Source organism: Anaerobacillus alkalidiazotrophicus, assembly GCF_001866055.1.
On sequence record NZ_MLQS01000007.1, the window covers coordinates 1 to 17,822 of the forward strand.

At 34.6% G+C, this 17,822-nt stretch carries 18 protein-coding genes, 1 rRNA gene, 1 pseudogene and 1 other annotated feature; of the genes and pseudogenes, 6 read left to right on the forward strand and 14 right to left on the reverse strand.

All coding sequences use genetic code 11. From position 1 onward, the window contains the following. From BKP45_RS07895 to BKP45_RS07925, 8 genes and pseudogenes are all read right to left on the reverse strand, one after another. Nucleotides 1-442 (reverse strand): 16S ribosomal RNA (locus tag BKP45_RS07895); the annotation flags it as partial. Between the two features lie 842 nt (nt 443-1,284). Beyond that, a pseudogene (locus BKP45_RS07900) lies at nt 1,285-1,656 on the reverse strand (iron chaperone). A gap of 93 nt (nt 1,657-1,749) precedes the next feature. Continuing rightward, the gene (locus tag BKP45_RS07905) at nt 1,750-2,040 is read right to left on the reverse strand and encodes an RNA polymerase alpha subunit C-terminal domain-containing protein (protein WP_071389192.1); all 291 of its coding nucleotides are present in this window, start codon (nt 2,038-2,040) and stop codon (nt 1,750-1,752) included. Between the two features lie 275 nt (nt 2,041-2,315). Further along, entirely contained in the window at nt 2,316-2,447 is a 132-nt protein-coding gene (locus tag BKP45_RS23265; protein ID WP_281243135.1) for a hypothetical protein, read from the reverse strand. Nucleotides 2,448-2,534: 87 nt separating this feature from the next. Then, nucleotides 2,535-3,593, reverse strand: a complete 1,059-nt coding sequence (locus tag BKP45_RS07910) for a saccharopine dehydrogenase family protein (RefSeq protein ID WP_071389193.1) — start codon at nt 3,591-3,593, stop codon at nt 2,535-2,537. Nucleotides 3,594-3,786: 193 nt separating this feature from the next. Then, nucleotides 3,787-4,023: a hypothetical protein gene (locus tag BKP45_RS07915; RefSeq protein WP_071389194.1), complete on the reverse strand. Its 237-nt coding sequence runs from the start codon at nt 4,021-4,023 to the stop codon at nt 3,787-3,789. Nucleotides 4,024-4,577: 554 nt separating this feature from the next. Next, nucleotides 4,578-5,153 carry a pyridoxamine 5'-phosphate oxidase family protein gene (locus BKP45_RS07920; protein WP_071389195.1) on the reverse strand — a complete coding sequence of 192 codons (576 nt, stop codon included), beginning with the start codon at nt 5,151-5,153 and terminating at the stop codon, nt 4,578-4,580. A gap of 50 nt (nt 5,154-5,203) precedes the next feature. After that, nucleotides 5,204-5,419: a binding site (T-box leader), on the reverse strand. A gap of 368 nt (nt 5,420-5,787) precedes the next feature. Beyond that, nucleotides 5,788-6,072, reverse strand: a complete 285-nt coding sequence (locus tag BKP45_RS07925) for a hypothetical protein (protein ID WP_071389196.1) — start codon at nt 6,070-6,072, stop codon at nt 5,788-5,790. Between the two features lie 377 nt (nt 6,073-6,449). Here BKP45_RS07925 and BKP45_RS07930 point away from each other — a divergent pair, with 377 nt between their 5' ends. Next, nucleotides 6,450-6,989: a helix-turn-helix domain-containing protein gene (locus tag BKP45_RS07930; protein ID WP_071389197.1), complete on the forward strand. Its 540-nt coding sequence runs from the start codon at nt 6,450-6,452 to the stop codon at nt 6,987-6,989. 326 nt (nt 6,990-7,315) lie between these two features. On the opposite strand, the gene BKP45_RS07935 is transcribed toward BKP45_RS07930, so the two are convergent. Then, a complete protein-coding gene (locus tag BKP45_RS07935; RefSeq protein ID WP_071389198.1) occupies nt 7,316-8,188 on the reverse strand; it encodes an SDR family oxidoreductase in 873 nt (290 codons plus the stop codon). 203 nt (nt 8,189-8,391) lie between these two features. Here BKP45_RS07935 and BKP45_RS07940 point away from each other — a divergent pair, with 203 nt between their 5' ends. Next, nucleotides 8,392-8,826 carry an Rrf2 family transcriptional regulator gene (locus BKP45_RS07940; RefSeq protein WP_071389199.1) on the forward strand — a complete coding sequence of 145 codons (435 nt, stop codon included), beginning with the start codon at nt 8,392-8,394 and terminating at the stop codon, nt 8,824-8,826. A gap of 475 nt (nt 8,827-9,301) precedes the next feature. Here BKP45_RS07940 and BKP45_RS22805 read toward each other — a convergent pair whose 3' ends face one another. Beyond that, on the reverse strand, nt 9,302-9,748 hold the full coding sequence (locus BKP45_RS22805; RefSeq protein ID WP_071389200.1) for a DUF4829 domain-containing protein: 447 nt from the start codon (nt 9,746-9,748) through the stop codon (nt 9,302-9,304). A gap of 94 nt (nt 9,749-9,842) precedes the next feature. Here BKP45_RS22805 and BKP45_RS21505 point away from each other — a divergent pair, with 94 nt between their 5' ends. Together BKP45_RS21505 and BKP45_RS07950 are read left to right on the forward strand one after the other, a co-directional pair. After that, the gene (locus BKP45_RS21505; RefSeq protein ID WP_084787729.1) at nt 9,843-9,992 is read left to right on the forward strand and encodes a YdhR family protein; all 150 of its coding nucleotides are present in this window, start codon (nt 9,843-9,845) and stop codon (nt 9,990-9,992) included. An 819-nt stretch (nt 9,993-10,811) separates the two neighbouring features. After that, nucleotides 10,812-12,005, forward strand: coding sequence for an IS4 family transposase (locus BKP45_RS07950; protein ID WP_456061762.1), 1,194 nt, complete (start codon nt 10,812-10,814; stop codon nt 12,003-12,005). A gap of 647 nt (nt 12,006-12,652) precedes the next feature. On the opposite strand, the gene BKP45_RS23270 is transcribed toward BKP45_RS07950, so the two are convergent. Continuing rightward, nucleotides 12,653-12,784, reverse strand: coding sequence for a hypothetical protein (locus tag BKP45_RS23270; protein WP_281243136.1), 132 nt, complete (start codon nt 12,782-12,784; stop codon nt 12,653-12,655). Nucleotides 12,785-12,984: 200 nt separating this feature from the next. Between BKP45_RS23270 and BKP45_RS07955 the strand changes: the two genes are divergently transcribed. Continuing rightward, nucleotides 12,985-13,545, forward strand: coding sequence for a molybdopterin-dependent oxidoreductase (locus tag BKP45_RS07955; protein ID WP_071389202.1), 561 nt, complete (start codon nt 12,985-12,987; stop codon nt 13,543-13,545). A 349-nt stretch (nt 13,546-13,894) separates the two neighbouring features. Continuing rightward, nucleotides 13,895-14,065 (forward strand): hypothetical protein, encoded by a 171-nt coding sequence (locus BKP45_RS22460; RefSeq protein ID WP_169824078.1) that lies wholly within the window; start codon nt 13,895-13,897, stop codon nt 14,063-14,065. 157 nt (nt 14,066-14,222) lie between these two features. On the opposite strand, the gene BKP45_RS07960 is transcribed toward BKP45_RS22460, so the two are convergent. The 3 genes from BKP45_RS07960 to BKP45_RS07970 all read right to left on the reverse strand — a co-directional run bounded on the left by BKP45_RS07960 (nt 14,223) and on the right by BKP45_RS07970 (nt 17,710). Then, complete coding sequence (locus tag BKP45_RS07960) at nt 14,223-15,473, reverse strand: ABC transporter permease (protein ID WP_071389203.1); 1,251 nt, start codon at nt 15,471-15,473, stop codon at nt 14,223-14,225. Beyond that, a complete protein-coding gene (locus BKP45_RS07965; RefSeq protein WP_071389204.1) occupies nt 15,466-16,368 on the reverse strand; it encodes an ABC transporter ATP-binding protein in 903 nt (300 codons plus the stop codon). The genes BKP45_RS07960 and BKP45_RS07965 overlap by 8 nt, the downstream gene beginning before the upstream one ends. A 487-nt stretch (nt 16,369-16,855) precedes the next feature. After that, nucleotides 16,856-17,710 (reverse strand): HAD family hydrolase, encoded by an 855-nt coding sequence (locus tag BKP45_RS07970; protein WP_139193784.1) that lies wholly within the window; start codon nt 17,708-17,710, stop codon nt 16,856-16,858. Between the last annotated feature and the right edge of the window lie 112 nt (nt 17,711-17,822).

The window sequence follows — 17,822 nt, forward strand, 5'->3', positions numbered from 1 at the left end:
GCTTTACGACCCGAAGGCCTTCATCGCTCACGCGGCGTTGCTCCGTCAGACTTTCGTCCATTGCGGAAGATTCCCTACTGCTGCCTCCCGTAGGAGTCTGGGCCGTGTCTCAGTCCCAGTGTGGCCGATCACCCTCTCAGGTCGGCTACGCATCGTCGCCTTGGTAAGCCGTTACCTTACCAACTAGCTAATGCGACGCGGGCCCATCCTGTAGTGTTAGGTAAACCCAACTTTCACTTTGGAACCATGAGGTTCCAAAAATTATCCGGTATTAGCTTCGGTTTCCCGAAGTTATCCCAGTCTACAGGGCAGGTTGCCCACGTGTTACTCACCCGTCCGCCGCTAACTCTCATAAAGCAAGCTTTAATTGAGTTCGCTCGACTTGCATGTATTAGGCACGCCGCCAGCGTTCGTCCTGAGCCAGGATCAAACTCTCCATATAAGTGTTTGATAAAGCTCAAAATAAAACATTGACGAGATAATGTTATCTCTTTAATTGTCTAGCTTCAGACACCATCAACTCGAGACGCTTCAGTTCATCAAACGAAGTCAAAAACCACGACTTCTTTTTGTTGACCTTCCAGCGCTTGTCGTTGATAAGCGGGTGTCTTCCGCCTTTCATATTCGCTTGGCTGTGTGTTCAGTTTTCAAAGAACAATCATTATGTTTTACGCCGTTGTTTTTCAGCGATAAGAATTATTGTATCACAACATTCAATTCTACGCAAGTTATTTTTAAAAACTTTTTTTATCAAAACAACAAGTCATTCAACTTCGCTTTTTAGCGACAAGGAATATCTTATCACATCAAACAGTTCGACGCAATACCTTTTTTAAAAACGTTTAAAAGGTAACTGCTTTTTAAGACGTAATAAAAAGTTCTGCGCAAACACCTTTTGAAGTGACGGTTTTATTAATCTATCATACAACTATTAAAATAGCAAGTAAAATAAACCATAGCTTATTTTCTTTATATTTAATATAGAAAGAGAAAATTCACCTCTACTCATAACTTGAAGAAGTTTAAGTTTATTCGATTATTATAATTAGGGATAAATCCGTTATCTTTTCAAAGGAAACGGACCAACAGCGAGCAAAGCCGGGGTAGGCGTTCATTTTTGTTCAAACAAAAAAGTAGATACACCTATCCTTTATAGGTTTCTAAAAAATTAATTCTCTCTTTTTGAATGTTGATAACATATCTTGAAATCAACTCATTTTGCTAACTCCTTAATTTAAGCCTCTCAGTAGCCCTCTCACGCATTCTAAGGGCTATCTTATTTTTCTATTTCCGCCAAAAAGTAGAACAGTTTGCCTTGTCCAAAATATTAAACTCAATCATTTTCTCAAGTAGTGGGTAATCAACTGGACCATTCCAAGGGATACGTATCAGCTCTTTTGTGTAGTCATATCCAGCCTTCACAATATCATCCTCTACATGAGTGATCGTCACACTTTCAGGGGCGACAGCTAAATGTTTTTTAGATACACTAAAGCCAATAATAAATGTACCATGATCCGTAAACATCGGTTGTTTCCATTTAATTTCTGTGTTTAAATTTGGATATTTCTTTTTTATCCAAGTTTACACATCTTCCACTCTTTCTCGGTGGAACGGGTCATCAATCCCCGCTAAAAATTCAGAAAAAACTTCCATGTTATTCCCTCCAAAATAAAATTTATGCCGTTTCTTGTTACAGAAACACTAACCCACTAAGTTAACTACCATACGTCACATATTATAGATTATTTATTCTTTAAATGATAACCCTTCTTCTTCTAATGAACTTCTCATTATAGGTAAGGAAGCTGGTCCAATACCATGAATTTTTAATATTTCTTTTTCAGTATACTTCGATAGTTCTTGCAAAGTATCAATTCCTTCATAAATCAGTGCATTTCTTGCAGGTGAACTAAGTTTCGAAAGGAAGCCGCTATGAGGCTTACTCTCTTTATCACAGGTAGGGCAACTTGGACAATCACTACTTTTGTAATACTTATGCCCTTTTTCACAAATCCTTAAACTTTTTTCAACAACCAAAATAATCCCCCCTAACAAATTCTGTATTCAATTTTAACATATTTTATTTTGTATATTTCAGTATATGGGGTGAAACTTTAAACATAAGGAAATTTATATCAGCTACAACGCCTATTGTAAACAGTAATATCATCGTACCAAATGAAGCTATTGATGGAATTCAAAAGGGTTTAATCATAACTCCGCCTCTCATTCACTTGCTTAACTAAAGCTTTCGTTTGTTTAATAAAGTAAATTATTGTTTTGGATTATCTTGAACTTCTTTTCCTTCCTTTTCATAGAACAAAAAAGACGGACATCCCAGATAAAATCCAAAAGGCTAATGTAGCTATAAAGTTATCTACTAAAAACGTAATAATTATTACGTTAATTAGTATCGTTATTGAAGCCAGTATTTTGGCAAACATGTTACTCCCCCTTTTATTACAGGAATACTGTTCATTAGCAGAACAGCGATAGCCTTATTCAGCAATCGCATCCGTTCAACAACAAAATCACTTTTCAATTTCCTTTATTTGAATATCAGAGCAATTTATTACAGATAATAACTCTTCTAAATCCGTTATTTCAAAAGGGCAAACTATACCTTTCACTTCATTTCCGATTGCAATTTTTGCTAATGAAGCCGTTACCATAGCTGTTGTATGATAATCAGAAAAAGTTGATAACGCTAACACTTTTACCATTTCTTTGTTTCCTATTGTTCCCTTTACCTCCACAGTTAGAAAAACAGTTTCACTTTCTTTAGGATTATGTTTTACAACCTTAGAAAGCAATTTATTAAACTTATGTACATATTTCAAGAAGCAAATTTTTCTTAATAAAGATAAAAGTATATTAAAGCCATTTGAGTTCCAAGAAGTCCAATAGCTTATCGGTGCAGTTATTAACTTTTCCTTTATCAACAACTTCTCTGAATGGTCAATTAGTCTTATATCTTGTTCTTTAGAATGATTTAGAAAATACATTTTTCTCTTTTTAGTAAATCCAGAAAGAATTTTATTTTGAAACACAATTGGTTGAGCAATTATATTTAACATATCTAAAATCCCAGACACTCCTGCTCTGGCATTTGTACTTTGTAATAATGCTACATTTATCTCTTTTACTTCTTGAAATTTCGAAATAGCTTTTTTTATCATTAAGCCTGACAATCCTGGAAAAAAGCCTGACATTATTATCGAGCCTACATCATTTTTTTCTGCAATTTGATTTAGCTCAATTACTTTCTCCACAAAGTCATAAAACGGTGTAACATCTATACATAATATTCTATTTTGAATACATGCTTGTTGAATATGTGGAATCCTCTGCTTTAAAACAACTACTACAATATCCAAGTTCTTTATAACTTGTTTTATATTTTCTTCATCATTAACATCTAACAATTCAAAGGCAACTTCACTGTCAAGAGAATTTGCTAACTCATTTCCTCTTTCAGTCTTATAATCTGTAACTATCAAATTTATTTGGTTTTCAAATATCCTTAGAAGTTCATTACAAACCAATTTTCCAAGCACGCCAGAAGCCCCAATAACCATAACTTTCTTCATGATTTTTTAGCCCACTTCCATTAAATCTTTACCTAATTTCAAAATATTTTAATTGGCTTTTAGTTTATATTCTGAAATCTTTGCTTTCGATAGATGAATAAAAATAAAGCTGAACTTCAATAAGTGTGGGTTTTCTTTCATACCCCACTGATTGTTAGTTCAACTTATACCACAGGCATAAGAATAACGATTTTTAATAGGATTTACTTTTTTCTTCGAGTTCTCCCCAAACTATGTACGCTATTCCCGTAATCAAAGTAAATAAACTGAAGATATTTAATGTATAACCAACTTCACTTACCATATCCCCTATTATGCTCCCATTACCTATACCTATGGCAGAACCGAAAATGGCAACACTTAAATATTTTATGGATATTAAAAATGCCGATATTGCTATAAATGTTACACCAGCTCCTCGTTTTGTCATAAAAATCCCCTCCATCTCAAAAATAAAAGTACATTCTTAACAAGAAAAGCGCAAGCGCCTTGGGCACGAGCGATAGGCACTGGAAGGCCTTTGACAGAAGCCGCTCTTTGGCTTCTGAAAAGGCCTGAAGTGACCGAGCTCGTAGGCGCTGAAGCTAGACAGTTTCCAAATTAGAAATTTATAAATTCTGGTTATGTAAAAAAATCTTTCATTAACCTGCTCGTAAAAAGCATTGATTCTTTACTTTATTTAACGTAAGTAACGATATAAAATCAGCCTATTTTCTACCTTTGTTTACTTATTATATTGAGTAAATAATTATAGTTTTCAACGTAAACAACGATAGGACTTTACTTGGAGAAGTGGGTATGATAGGCTCATATGCCTGATGAAACTTTAGCTTCGCCTTTCAAGACAAATCGTACCCATTGAGGCTCCAAGTCAAGTCCTTAAACGCTTATCTGTGGTTACATGTAAACATAGATATAAGGTGCTTTCTATCAATCTTTTTAGGACTAATACTAAATATAAGCCTTCGGTTAGTGAATCAAGGATTATTTATCATTATTAAAATTAGCTAAACTTTCTCCAATCGGTGTAACTATCCCATCCATACTTATAGAATTCTTCTGTTTACGATATTCCTCTAAGTCTTGTTCACTTTTATTGGTAGCCCATTGTTGAAGAGTATCTCGTTCACCTTCGTATGAGTAAAAAGGTACACTAAATCCACATGATGTTTTTACTGTTTCAATCTTTGCATGAATAATTTGTCGAGCACCAGGAAGTATGTCAAAATGTTTAGCCATACCTGCCCATTCTGGTGTGCCAGGTAATATTACACTACCGCTACCATAAAGCCTTAAAATCATAGGAGGTCCTTCAAAAGCTAAGAACATAAAAGTAATTCTACCGTTTTCTTTTAAATGTGCACTTGTTTCATTCCCACTACCAGTTAAATCTAAATAAGCTACGTCATTTGAGGAAAATATTCTTAATACATCATGACCTTTTGGCGAAATATTAACATGACCTTCTGCTGTTAAAGGTGCTGAACCAACAAAAAAAATCCGTTGTTTTCTTATAAATTCTTCGTGTTTTGGAAGTATTGATGAATAAACTGTTCCCATAATAAATTCCTCCTCATCTAAAAAATATAAAATTAAAAGCCTACCATCTCATAAGAGACGATAGGCTTTTACCTTCGCGGTACCACTCTTGTTGATTTGTTATTACACAAATCCACTTTATAACAGATTACGGATGTCAACCGTTAAGACTTACATATCAGTCTTACCACTCATGGGCGAGTTGGGGACTTTATTGACTGCCTTTCACCAATCGACAGCTCTCTACACAATAAACATTCCTTAATACTCCCAATCATTGCGTTTCAATATTTTGAATTTTCTTAATTTTATATTGTGCAATTTGATAAGTCAACTTATATTTTAGTATTTCTTATTAAATTCAGGTTCCATCCTAATTTATTTAATAAAATAAATTACCATTTTACAGTATTTTTACATCACACCATATTTTTTTTAAGGGTTGTCCGTCCAATAAGGCTTGTTCTAATAGTTCTACTGTTGAATCGAAAATCTGTATATTATTTGGTCCTTCAAGATTCAACGTACTTTCTCCGTAAATGTGATTATATATTCTTTTGGAACATAAAACTAACTATCTCATAGCCAACATACTCAACGCAGCGGTCTATATCCCTTTTTAAATCATCAAATGAATAATTAATTTTCTCGATAATCATCTTAGCATATCCTTGTACATCACTATCATTATCATTTTTAAAATTTCTATAAAACTATGTAAGGTTTCACCATCCAATTGATGCGTTAAAAAGTTCCATACACTGTTTGCATTTTGGTTTCTAATATTTTCATTAGGATAATTTGTTAACTTTAACAACTGATTACCTAACCAATCAATATCGAGTTCAAATTGCGAAAAATAATTTATTGCCTTAACTAATTCATCAACATTATCCAGTTCTAAAAGACGTGCAAATGTTTCTTTGGTGTATACAGGCATCTCGTATTCTTCATCTTCTCCAACTCCGTACTCTACCGTGAATAAACTTCTGTTAAGGTGTTCAACTTAAACAGATCATTATCTTTTTTCCAAATACTACTTTTCACAAATTTCACCTCGAATTATTACTACTTGTCCACTGAAAATATTGATAGAGTTATAAATATACATTCCACAAACCTCCCCGTTCGACACAAGGGCAACGATTGCTTGTTCAGCTTAAGCTCCCGTTAATTTAAAAGGAAACGAAAACCTTGTAGTTTCTTAATATGAATATTTGTTGTTTATAGGATAACGACACAACCTATAGATTGTCAACAATTTATTTGTTAATATATAAAAATGTTTCATATTAGAAAACTACGAGGTGGTTAGTCTTGGATATTGGTACTAAAATTCGCGCAATACGAAACCGCAAAAAAGTTACCATTGCACAAATGTGTGAAGGAACTGGACTTTCAAAAGGCTTCATTAGCAACGTTGAAAACAATAATACTTCACCTTCCATTAACACATTAAATACAATAGCTTCATTTCTTGGAGTTCCCCTATCGTACTTACTTTTGGAAAAAAAGCAGCATATGCGAGTAGTTCGCAAAGACACAAGGTCACAATCAACTTTTAATGACCTAAAGATCGAACACCTAACCTCTAAGGGTGGTTTACGAATGATGATTGTAGAATTTCCTCCTGGAGCAACGATAGGGGAGCCACATGCCCACGAGGGTGAAGAATGCCATCTAGTTTTGGAAGGGAAAATCCTAGCTGAACAAGGTGAGGACTCTGTTATTATTGAAGCAGGTGATTCATTTAGCTGGAATGCAAGTGTCCCACACTTTGTAAAAAACGTTGGGGATGAGAAAGCTGTGGTATTAGTCTCCATTTATTCAGATACGGAATTAATGGATGTCTTGTAAAAGATAATATAAATAGGAAATCCAATACAAATTAATCGTACTGGATTTCCTACTTATAAACCTTATTAGACTATTGTTTGAAATCACATCCGTTTCTTATCAGACTCTCGCTTTTTTACAAAGCTAGTTATAATAAAAGACTTTTTTTATACAGTAAGGGTCAAATAAATGAAGCTGCAGGAGAATTGGACCAAATTTGGGATGCGCAAGTTTTGTATCAGAAGCCTTGTCAACTGACTCTGCGTATTTTCAGATTAAACTTCTAATCTCTTTTTCAACATTCTCTTGGTCGTGGTTATTTAGGGTCATTTGTATTTTCCCAGATTTTAGTTTGTTTTTGAAATTTGATTAACAAGTTGAGTCAGTGCTTCGTTGATCGGTGTAACTGGACGATTAAGAACTTTCTCAAGATCTTTGCTTTCAACTTCTAGTGAACCGTTCCTAATACTTTCTTGTATTCCTACTACAATCGGAATTACAAAATCAGGTAAACCTAAGCCTTTCATGATCTCTGCATATTTTTCGTCATTTACTTGATGTACAGGTATTTTTTTCCCCAATACAATACCAAGAGCCGAGGCCAATTCTTCTTGAGTTAAAAGAGGTCCAGAAAGTTCATACACTGTATTTTCGTGACCGTTTCCAACTAGAACTGCTGCTGCTGCATCTGCGTAATCTTGTTGTAGCGCCCAACCTACTTTACCTTCTCCAGCAGAAGTTACCCATGGAGCTCCTGCCACGGCACCTTGAATGCTTCCGATTTCGTTTTCAAAATACCAATTGTTACGCAAGAAAGAGTATGGGATACCCGTCTTAATGATGGCTGCTTCTGTAGCAACATGAGGAGGAGCCATTAAATTTTTGCTTTCTGTTGCATTTGCTAAACTTGTGTAAGCAATAAATTTTACCCCTGCACGTTCAGCTGCTTGCACAGCATTAGAATGTTGCATAATTCTTGTTTCATTGTCACCATCAGCAGAAATAATTAATAAGCGGTCAATCCCTTTAAAAGCAGTATCTAAGCTTTGGGGCTGGTCAAAATCTCCCTGACGAACTTCCACTCCACGAGCGCGAAGTCCTTCTGCTTTCTCTGGATTTCGAACACTTACTGCCAACTCACTTGCTGGTATAGATTTTAATAATGCTTCTACAACCTTTGTACCTAATTTCCCTGTTGCTCCTGTAACTAATATTTTCATTTTTAATTCCTCCTATTGAGTTTATCCTGTAACTAAATTTATTACATGTATTCATCTTAATTACCTGTATCGATTTTGTCAACAGGTTAAATGCTATTTTTTATTTTGTTCGTAATTTGGTATAATACACTTGTAATCAAACAAATTACATGATAAACAGATAAATTAAATAACAGGATTGTTAATAAGGGTGGTGACTTAACATGTCCATCAGCAGTCGATTCGCTGTCGGAATTCATATATTGACACTAATTGAATTAAATAAAGAAGGTGTAACATCTTCGGAATTTTTAGCTTCAAGTGTTAACACGAATCCAGCCGTTATAAGAAAACTAATGGGAATGTTAAAAAAAGCTGGTTTAATTGAAGTGCATCCAGGCATTGCAGGGGCTAAACTTGCAAAGGAATTATCTGATATAACACTGTTCGACGTTTATAAGGCTGTGAATGTTGTACAGGAAAAAGAATTGTTTAGCAAACATGAAAATCCTAACCCAGCTTGTCCTGTAGGTAGGAACATCCAGAATACAATTGAACCATTATTCACAGCAGCTCAATTGGCAATGGAGAAGGTTTTAAGAAATGTTACTATAGAAGATGTTGTGAAGGATATTGCTACTAAAGATAATATTTGTTAGAAAAGGCATTCCAAAAAGAATGTCTTTCTCTTTGTTTTTTAACTAACCTTCCTCGGAGATTTAAGTGAATCTCTTTACAAAATGACTAAAAATAAAGATAATTGTTGCACAGTATAAAGTCTAATAGTACAAAGCTTTATCTTCTGATTCCTTACTAATGTCTTCATAATAGTATTTGTCTGATAAATTCCCAAATATCCTCCAACCTTCTTTTTGTTCTATAAAGCTGAACTTCAATCAGTGGGGGGTTCATTCACCCCCCACTGATGAAAGTTATTCTATATCGGACCATAAGGGGCAGTTTATCCCCCACCTAAACTTCTTGATTTTCTTACGTTTTGAAGTGGGGGTCTTACTGCCCCTTAAGAGTGGATAAAGAAAAGAACATATCAACATTTAATTATATGTTCATACGTGTTGTCTATTTAATTTTCCCCTGGGAAAAGACGTCTAAAATAACAATATCCTTATCAAATCAATATCCCCAATCATCAACACGCCAATTATCAACACGCCAATTATCCGAATTATTATCCCTAACTAATATCCAGTTCCAATCGGAATAAATTGAGTTTGGTTCTAAGCTTCCATCGCCGCCGCGAGAATTCACTTCAAAGTTGGATAACAGAACAATTACATTTTCTTCCGTTATACCGTTTGATGAACCTTTGCCATATTTCAAATAGCCATCAATAAATTCATTTGATTTATTTTCTGAATACCATAAATCTGTAAGCTTACAACCCTTAAAATCCTTAATTTTTTTCTTTACAGCAACGACGGCTTCATTTATTTCCTCCTCAGAAAATTTAATAGATTCTTCAATACTTACTTGAACATTATTGGTTTTACCAAATTGGTTATAAAATACAATTGACCCGAAAACAATTATCAAACAAAGAGAAAATATGGTCTTTTTCATATTACCGCCCTCAATAGTTAAGTTTTAATTTGTTGGAAATGTAATTTCATTAACTAGTTTATTTTAACATCATTTTCCAAATGGAGTTGGAGGAATTTATTTCTTTAAGACAAAAGAAACAGCTGAAAAATATTTAGACATGCACTCTAAAAGATTAGCTAGTTTTGGAATAGCAGATGTAAACGCAAAGGTCTTTGCCATCAATTCTAAACTAACTGAGATTACTAAAGATCTAGTTAGATAATAAAGCTGAACTTCAATCAGTGGGGGTTTTCCTTCATCCCCCACTGATTGTTAGTTCAACTTATCGGACCTTTAGGGGCAGTTTATCCCCCACCTAAACTTCTCGATTTTCTTAAGTTTTGAGGTGGGGGTCTTACTCAATGTCATCAGGCTAAGGATACAAATATTGGAATGTTACTTTCTGCTTCTTTTTTTGTAATGAGCTACTATCAAAGTCCCGTAAAATAATCATTGAAATATAGAGAAATAACTTGACTTTTGAAAAAACGCCTAACAATCGATTTGAATACCTTTCGTTGGTATATCAAATGTGATGGTGGGGATTTTGATATGGAAAATAAGACTTTTTTAGAGGCAGTACGTGTNCAATCAGTGGGGGTTTTCCTTCATCCCCCACTGATTGTTAGTTTAACTTATACCACAGGCATAAGAATAACTAATCATCAGCTATCACTGATGAAAGTTATTCTATATCGGACATTTAGGGGCAGTTAATCCCCCACCTAAACTTTCCGATTTTCTTTCGTTTTGAGGTGGGGGTCTTACTCAATGTCATCAGGCTAAGGATACAAATATTGGAATGTTACTTTCTGCTTCTTTTTTTGTAATGAGCTACTATCAAAGTCCCGTAAAATAATCATTGAAATATAGAGAAATAACTTGACTTTTGAAAAAACGCCTAACAATCGATTTGAATACCTTTCGTTGGTATATCAAATGTGATGGTGGGGATTTTGATATGGAAAATAAGACTTTTTTAGAGGCAGTACGTGTGACAGAACGGCTTTTGAACGATGTAATATTTATGTGTGAGTCACGGATGAAGTCGACCTACTTTACACGTCTTGGAAACAACAAAATGGATTTTTCAAGCCTTATATTATTTTGTTTGAATTTCGTGAAAAAATCGTTTCAACTTGAATTAGATGATTTTCACAAGCTACTAAATCTGCCCGATGTAAGTATATCGAAGCAGGGGTTTTCTGAAGCTCGACAGAAAATATCTCCGAACGCATTTATGAAATTAGTAGACGTTGTGACAGAGTGGTTTTATGAAGATGGCGTCATAAATACGTTTAAAGGGTATAGGCTTTCCGCTATTGATGCCTCTATCTTAGAATTAAATAATTCTGAACGATTAAGAATGGCATTCGGCTTTTGTGAAAATAAAACGAAAAAATTTGCCCGTGCTCTCGCTTCCGGTATATATGATATCGAAAACAAAATCATGATCGCATCAATAATCACTCGGTACAATACTAGTGAGCGAGATGTGGCCATTGAACTGATTGAAAAACTTAAGGAAATGGGTTTGAAAAATGACCTTATCCTCTTTGATCGGGGATATCCCTCTAGACATTTCATCTCATACTTACACAGTAACACCATTAAGTTTTTAATGCGCGTTTCTTCTTCAACATTGAAAGAAATCAATGAGAGCAAGGGTCCAGACCAACGAATTCAGATAAAAGGTGTGGATGGAGAAGTGATTGCTTTACGTGTTCTACGATTCACTTTAGATTCTGGAATTGAAGAAATCCTCGTTACAAATGTAATGCATGAAGACTGGGGTATTCAAGAATTCAAAGAGCTTTATTTTAAAAGGTGGGGAATTGAAGTTAAATACATGGAATTAAAAAGTAGGCTTCAACTTGAAAATTTTACAGGTGACACTGCCATCTCTGTGGAACAGGACTTTTACGCTTCGGTTTATTTAGGCAATATGATGGCGCTTTTGAAACACGAAGCGAATGAANAGATTACAGAGGAAAATGACGGAAAAGACCTAAAACATAAGTATGAAGTAAATACAAATATCCTTGTTGGAAAGTTGAAAAATTCGTTGATTCTTATGTTTCTAGAAAAGCAGCCGGAAAAACGCACCTCTCTCTTCCATCGCATCATGCAAGAAATCGTACGAAATAAGGTGCCTATACGGCCTGGGAGATGTTTTAAGCGTAATATGGGATTGAAGGCAAATAAATATTCACTTAATAGAAAGAGATGTCTGTGAGGATTATCGTTTTAGCTTGAAAGAGTAACGTATAAGCTTTTAATAGAATTGGAGAGCAAGAAAACAAGGACTTGTAAAAAAATGACATACAAGCCCCGGGTATCCTATTGCCTTTTTTCCTAAGTTGATTGATCAACTTTTCTTTAGGCTGTATTATATTTTCCTAATTTAGAGGTTTAGATGTAATTTGTAAGTTATTGGCTCTTTAGCCTGATGACATTGGGGTCTTACTNGAAAGAGATGTCTGTGAGGATTATCGTTTTAGCTTGAAAGAGTAACGTATAAGCTTTTAATAGAATTGGAGAGCAAGAAAACAAGGACTTGTAAAAAAATGACATACAAGCCCCGGGTATCCTATTGCCTTTTTTCCTAAGTTGATTGATCAACTTTTCTTTAGGCTGTATTATATTTTCCTAATTTAGAGGTTTAGATGTAATTTGTAAGTTATTGGCTCTTTAGCCTGATGACATTGGGGTCTTACTGCCCCTTAAGAGTGGGATAAAAATAGTAATCTTTAGATAGATGAAAATGCAAAAGAATAGTCCCTATTACAAAATGCCTCTACTCTTTGGATGAAAAACGAGCCTTAGAATCAATTTCGTAGGTTCGCTTTTTCATTACTAACCACTTTTATAGTAGACTTTTCGTTACTTCTTTTTATTCCTTCCACGAGCACTATTTGCTCCTGAATTAACTGCATTTGCTCCAGACGTTGTCGAATTTGTTTTTGTCTGACCCATTGCTCCAGTTTGACTTGATACGTTGCTATTATTAGTCATAAAAAACCTCCTCCTTTAAAAATAAAATTTTGTCCATAACGTACCTCACTATAATGTGTATTTTTACTAAAATTATTAGTAATTAATCTTCTATGGGGACTAAATTTCAATTTTCCCCGCTTTCATAAGTTATTTTATTAAAAGGTCTAACTATTCCAAAATAACATAGTATATGAACAAACAGATTATAGGAGGAATCTATGTTTAGTCGTTACCCATTTTTGGTGAGACCATATTTAAAGACACTTGATTTAGATCCTGAAAATCAGGAGACACCGATACATTTTATAGATAGTAGTATTGTAAGTAATCATTTATTTTATAGAAGAAATCACTTTTCTTCCCCCAAAATTTCTTATCCTAATTTTTGGTTTTCAATAAACGGTTCCGTTAAAACTCCCCTATTACTTTCATTACACAATTTGAAGAGTTTACCCTCTAAAACAATTAAGGTCGTTCTTGAATGTGCGGGAAATAAACGGAACTTATTTGAACCTAAAGTATATGGAGAACAATGGGAAAAGGGTGCGATTAGTCAAGGATATTGGCGAGGAGTTTCATTACAAACTCTTCTTAAATTAGCTGGATTAAATAAAGAAGCCAAAGAGGTTGTTATTGAAGGACATGATTTCGGAAAAAGAACTGACTTAGATAATGTTTACAGTTACACTAGAAGCTTACCGATAGAAAAAGCTCTTCATCCAGACACTATTATTGCATACGAATATAACAATAAACCAATTAGCCCTTTCTTTTTTTAGAATGGGTCTTTTTTTACAATGTAAGAAATTCCTTACCTGGAAACTGTCTAGCTGCAGGCGCCATCGGCTCGAACACTTCAGATCGTCAATTGCGGTTAAGGAGCAGACCGCTTCTTGCCGACCTTCCAGTGTTTGTCGCCAATAGGTGGGCGCCTTGCTCTTTTCTTGTATAATGTGCCATTGATACGTTAAATTCGTTTCTCTGTTATCTTATCGTAAACCCTTCTGGAATTATCACAACCAACCAAATTACTCCATTTAATGAATGATCTTACTATTATAAAGTTGTTGTAATGAATCAAGGAAAGCTTGGAATGATAATAATGCATGTAAAATAGGAGGTGTAATGATGACAAAACGTAATAATAAAGGTAGTAAAAATCAAAGCTCACCAAGTAGAGGCGGTAAATTAGACACGGAATTTGGTCAAGAGATAGCTAGTGGTGATAATAATAAAGGAACGGAATATAACTCTAAACGAGGTAGCAAATCTCAATTAAAAAACTCAAATAATCATTAATTGTATTAGGAACCAGGTGCTGGTTCCTAATTTATTCAAATGCATATCACTCAAACAAGGAAAAGACTCCCCTTCTACAGACAATCAGAAATATTTATTTCAAAAAAGCGATAACCTTTATACAGTTATCGCTTGATCCGAATACGGAGATTAATTCTTATTTTTCTCTTTTCCCTAAACGGAGTGCCTGCTTCATGCCGTCTTTAAACGAAAACTTACCATACATGAGCACACCACCTTTATAAATACGTGCCGCTAAAATATTAATAAGAATGACACTTATCATAAGAACAGTTAGAATGATTAAGATTTCCCATGTAGGTACCGTGGTCATTCCCATACGAAGGAATAACAATTGTGGAGTAAAGAACGGTATATAAGATAAAACTGTAATGTAGCTCGCATCTGGTACGTTAAGACCGAAAATCGAGACGAAAAATGCAATCATCGCAAGAAAGATAAGCGGTTGTATAGCTTGATTTACTTCTTCTGCTCGACTTACTAGCGCACCGAGCATAGCTGCTACTCCACCGTATAATAAATACCCTAATACGATAAGTAAAAAGGCATAGCCTAATAGTGAAATGTCAATGACGTCACTAAAGAGCGTTCTAAGGTAAGTCGCACCGCTAATAATGTAACCAACATAAGAAGCAACTAAGAGAATTAATAAGTTAACAATTCCAGAAAGTCCGATCCCAATGATTTTACCAAACATTTGTGTTACTGGGTTTACACTTGATACAATTAGTTCCATTACCCTTGACGATTTCTCTGTAGCTACTTCGGTAGCGATCATTGATCCGAATAATATTATGATCATATAAATAGCAAATACTAGTCCGTAAACCATCCAGTAAGATTGCATATGACTTTCCTCAGTTTGTACAGTTCCATTTTCACTAAGAGGTAATTCGCGAAAATTAATCGGATTGTAAATCATCGCTAATTCTTCTTCATTTAAACCTAGTTTATTCGTAACAACGGTTTCCTTTATACGTTGAACATCCATTCTTACTTGCTGGGACAACATAAAGTTAGTACCAGCGCCGAAAAGTTCCGCTTCTAGATTTAGATTGTCTCCAGATAATGCAAGCACATAATCATATTCATTATTTTCTGCGGCTGTTTTTGCCGAATTTAAATCACCATCCCTATAATGTATATAGTTAAATTCCCCTTCCTTAAAAGAAACGAGTAACTCTACAATCTCATTATTTACCGTATCACTAACGATCGCAATAGTAGATTTTTCTTTTTCATCGTCTCCTGAAAAAAGATCTACAATCGTTCCAATATTCATTAATCCAATGACAATGACAGACATAATAATGGTCGACCACATAAATGCTTTCGATTTAAGTCTTTTGGCTGTTGTATGTGTCACCGTTATCCAAAAATTATTCATCTGCATCACCCCCAACCTTATCAATGAAAATATCATGTAACGACGGTTCTTCCATTTCAAACTTACGGACAAAACCTTTTTCCGTAATCTTACGGAAAATATCTTCTGCCACATTTTCGTTTTCCACTTTTACTACTACGCCGTGTTTTGATTTCTCCATTGAATAAACTCCATTGACAGACTCGATAAAATCTAACTCATAGTCGGCACGAATACTAACGCTTTTAATCCCATAGGATCGCTTAATTTCTCTTAAGTTTCCGTGCAAAACTGGCTTCCCACGTTTTAACATAATTAGATCTTCACATAGTTCCTCTACATTACTCATTTGATGGCTTGAAAAAACAATCGTCGTACCTTCTCGTTGAAGATCAAGTACTGCTTTTTTTAGCATATCTGAGTTGACAGGGTCAAGACCGCTAAAAGGCTCATCTAAAATTAGTAGCTCAGGCTTATGTAACACCGCAGCCATAAATTGAATCTTTTGTTGATTTCCTTTTGAAAGCTCCTCTACCTTCTTATTTTCATATTCAGGAACTTGAAATCGCTCAAGCCAATGGCGCATTTCTTTCATTATTTCTGGCTTTGTCATACCTTTTAGCCTCATTAAATAAAGTAATTGTTCCTTAACTGTTAATTTCGGAAATAATCCTCGTTCTTCCGGTAGATACCCCACTAAATGCGTACGTTTATAAGTGATCCGCTCTCCATCCCAAGTGACCGTTCCTTCTGTAGGGTCAAGCAGCCCAAGAATCATTCGAAAAGATGTTGTCTTGCCTGCCCCATTCGCTCCAAGCATTCCAAACATTTCTCCTTTTTCTACTCTAAGAGAGATACCATCAACAGCATAATGATGGTCAAACTTCTTTTTAATACCTTTTATTTCTAATGTCATGTCCTTCTCCTTCCTACTTACCTTAGTAAACTCTGATTCTTCGAAAAATAAAGCAATGTTGTTCAACAAGATATATTTTTCTCATACACTTCTTTTGGTTGCGCCGAAATAGGTTTCCATTGATTAATACGTTTAAAAATAACAAAAGTTTCGAGATTTATAATTTTTTTACCTGAGCATCAGAAAAATGGAATTGGAAGTCCATTAATTCATTATGCAGTGAAAAAGGCAAAAATTTTTTTATTACTGCTCCTGTTACCTTTTAATCAAACTGATTTGTACTTAAGGGTCAGAGACACCCACCTCTAAGCGCAGCGTAGGTGGGAACTTCATTTAGGTGGAGTTGAGACTCCATCTGAATTTCCAATGTTTTAGCGAAGCAAGAACGAGTTCTCTTATACAAACGCGTATTGATTTAGCTGACATACTGAAAAACTTATTGGACACGACAATGTTTTTCAACAAATTGTAATACCTATTATATATGCTACAAGTTAAATTTAGACTTAAGGTAATGATATACACCGTCTTCATCACAAGTATATTCCGTTACATCATTGGCGATTTCTTTAATATGGTCCGGTGCATTTTTCATGGCAACAGCATGCCCAACAAAGTTTAACATTGGTAAATCATTGTCACTATCGCCAATGGCCATAATTTCAGTTTCAGATAAATTAAATCGTTGTAAGATTTGATTTATTCCTGTTGCTTTATTTACGTTTGCTACCATTACTTCTACATTGTGTTTGGAAGATATAGAGGTAGAAAAATCGATCTCTTCCTTTAATAGATCAAGCTCCTGTTTCCATCTATTAATATGTTCTTCCGTTCTAGCAAAGAAATAAAATTTCGAAAACTTAGTTCCTTCAATTCTTTCATTCCAATTAATTTTTTCTTTAATTGCTTGTTTTCGTGAAAGCCACTCATTTATGCCAACGCTTTCTGGTTTCGGCTCTCTTATTTCTGCTTCTACATAATGTTTATCTTTTGTTAACGTAACTCTGGGGTTTTCGTATGGGAAAAGCTCGTAATATACTTTGTTTTCTCTTGCTTTTTCTATAATGGTTTCCACTAATTCAAGAGAAAGAGAATGTTCAAATACTACTTCCTCCCCCACATAACCGGCCATGCCATTTGAAGTAATAAATCCATCTACTTGAAAACCTTCAGGTACTACACTTTCAATTTCACCATAAGCTCTGCCAGTTGCGATAAATACATATATTCCTTGTTCTCGTAAGTCATCGATAATTTCTTTTGTACATATACTTACCTTGTTCAGATGATTTAAGATTGTACCATCCATATCTAAAAAAATAGCTTTTGGATTTTCTGCCACTACTTTCTCCTCCTACTGTATTTAAGTTCCTTTTATTTTATCATACACTAAGAAACAGATGGGCTTGTTTAACTTATTTACGTTTCAATCCAATTAACTTCCTTCACTAAAA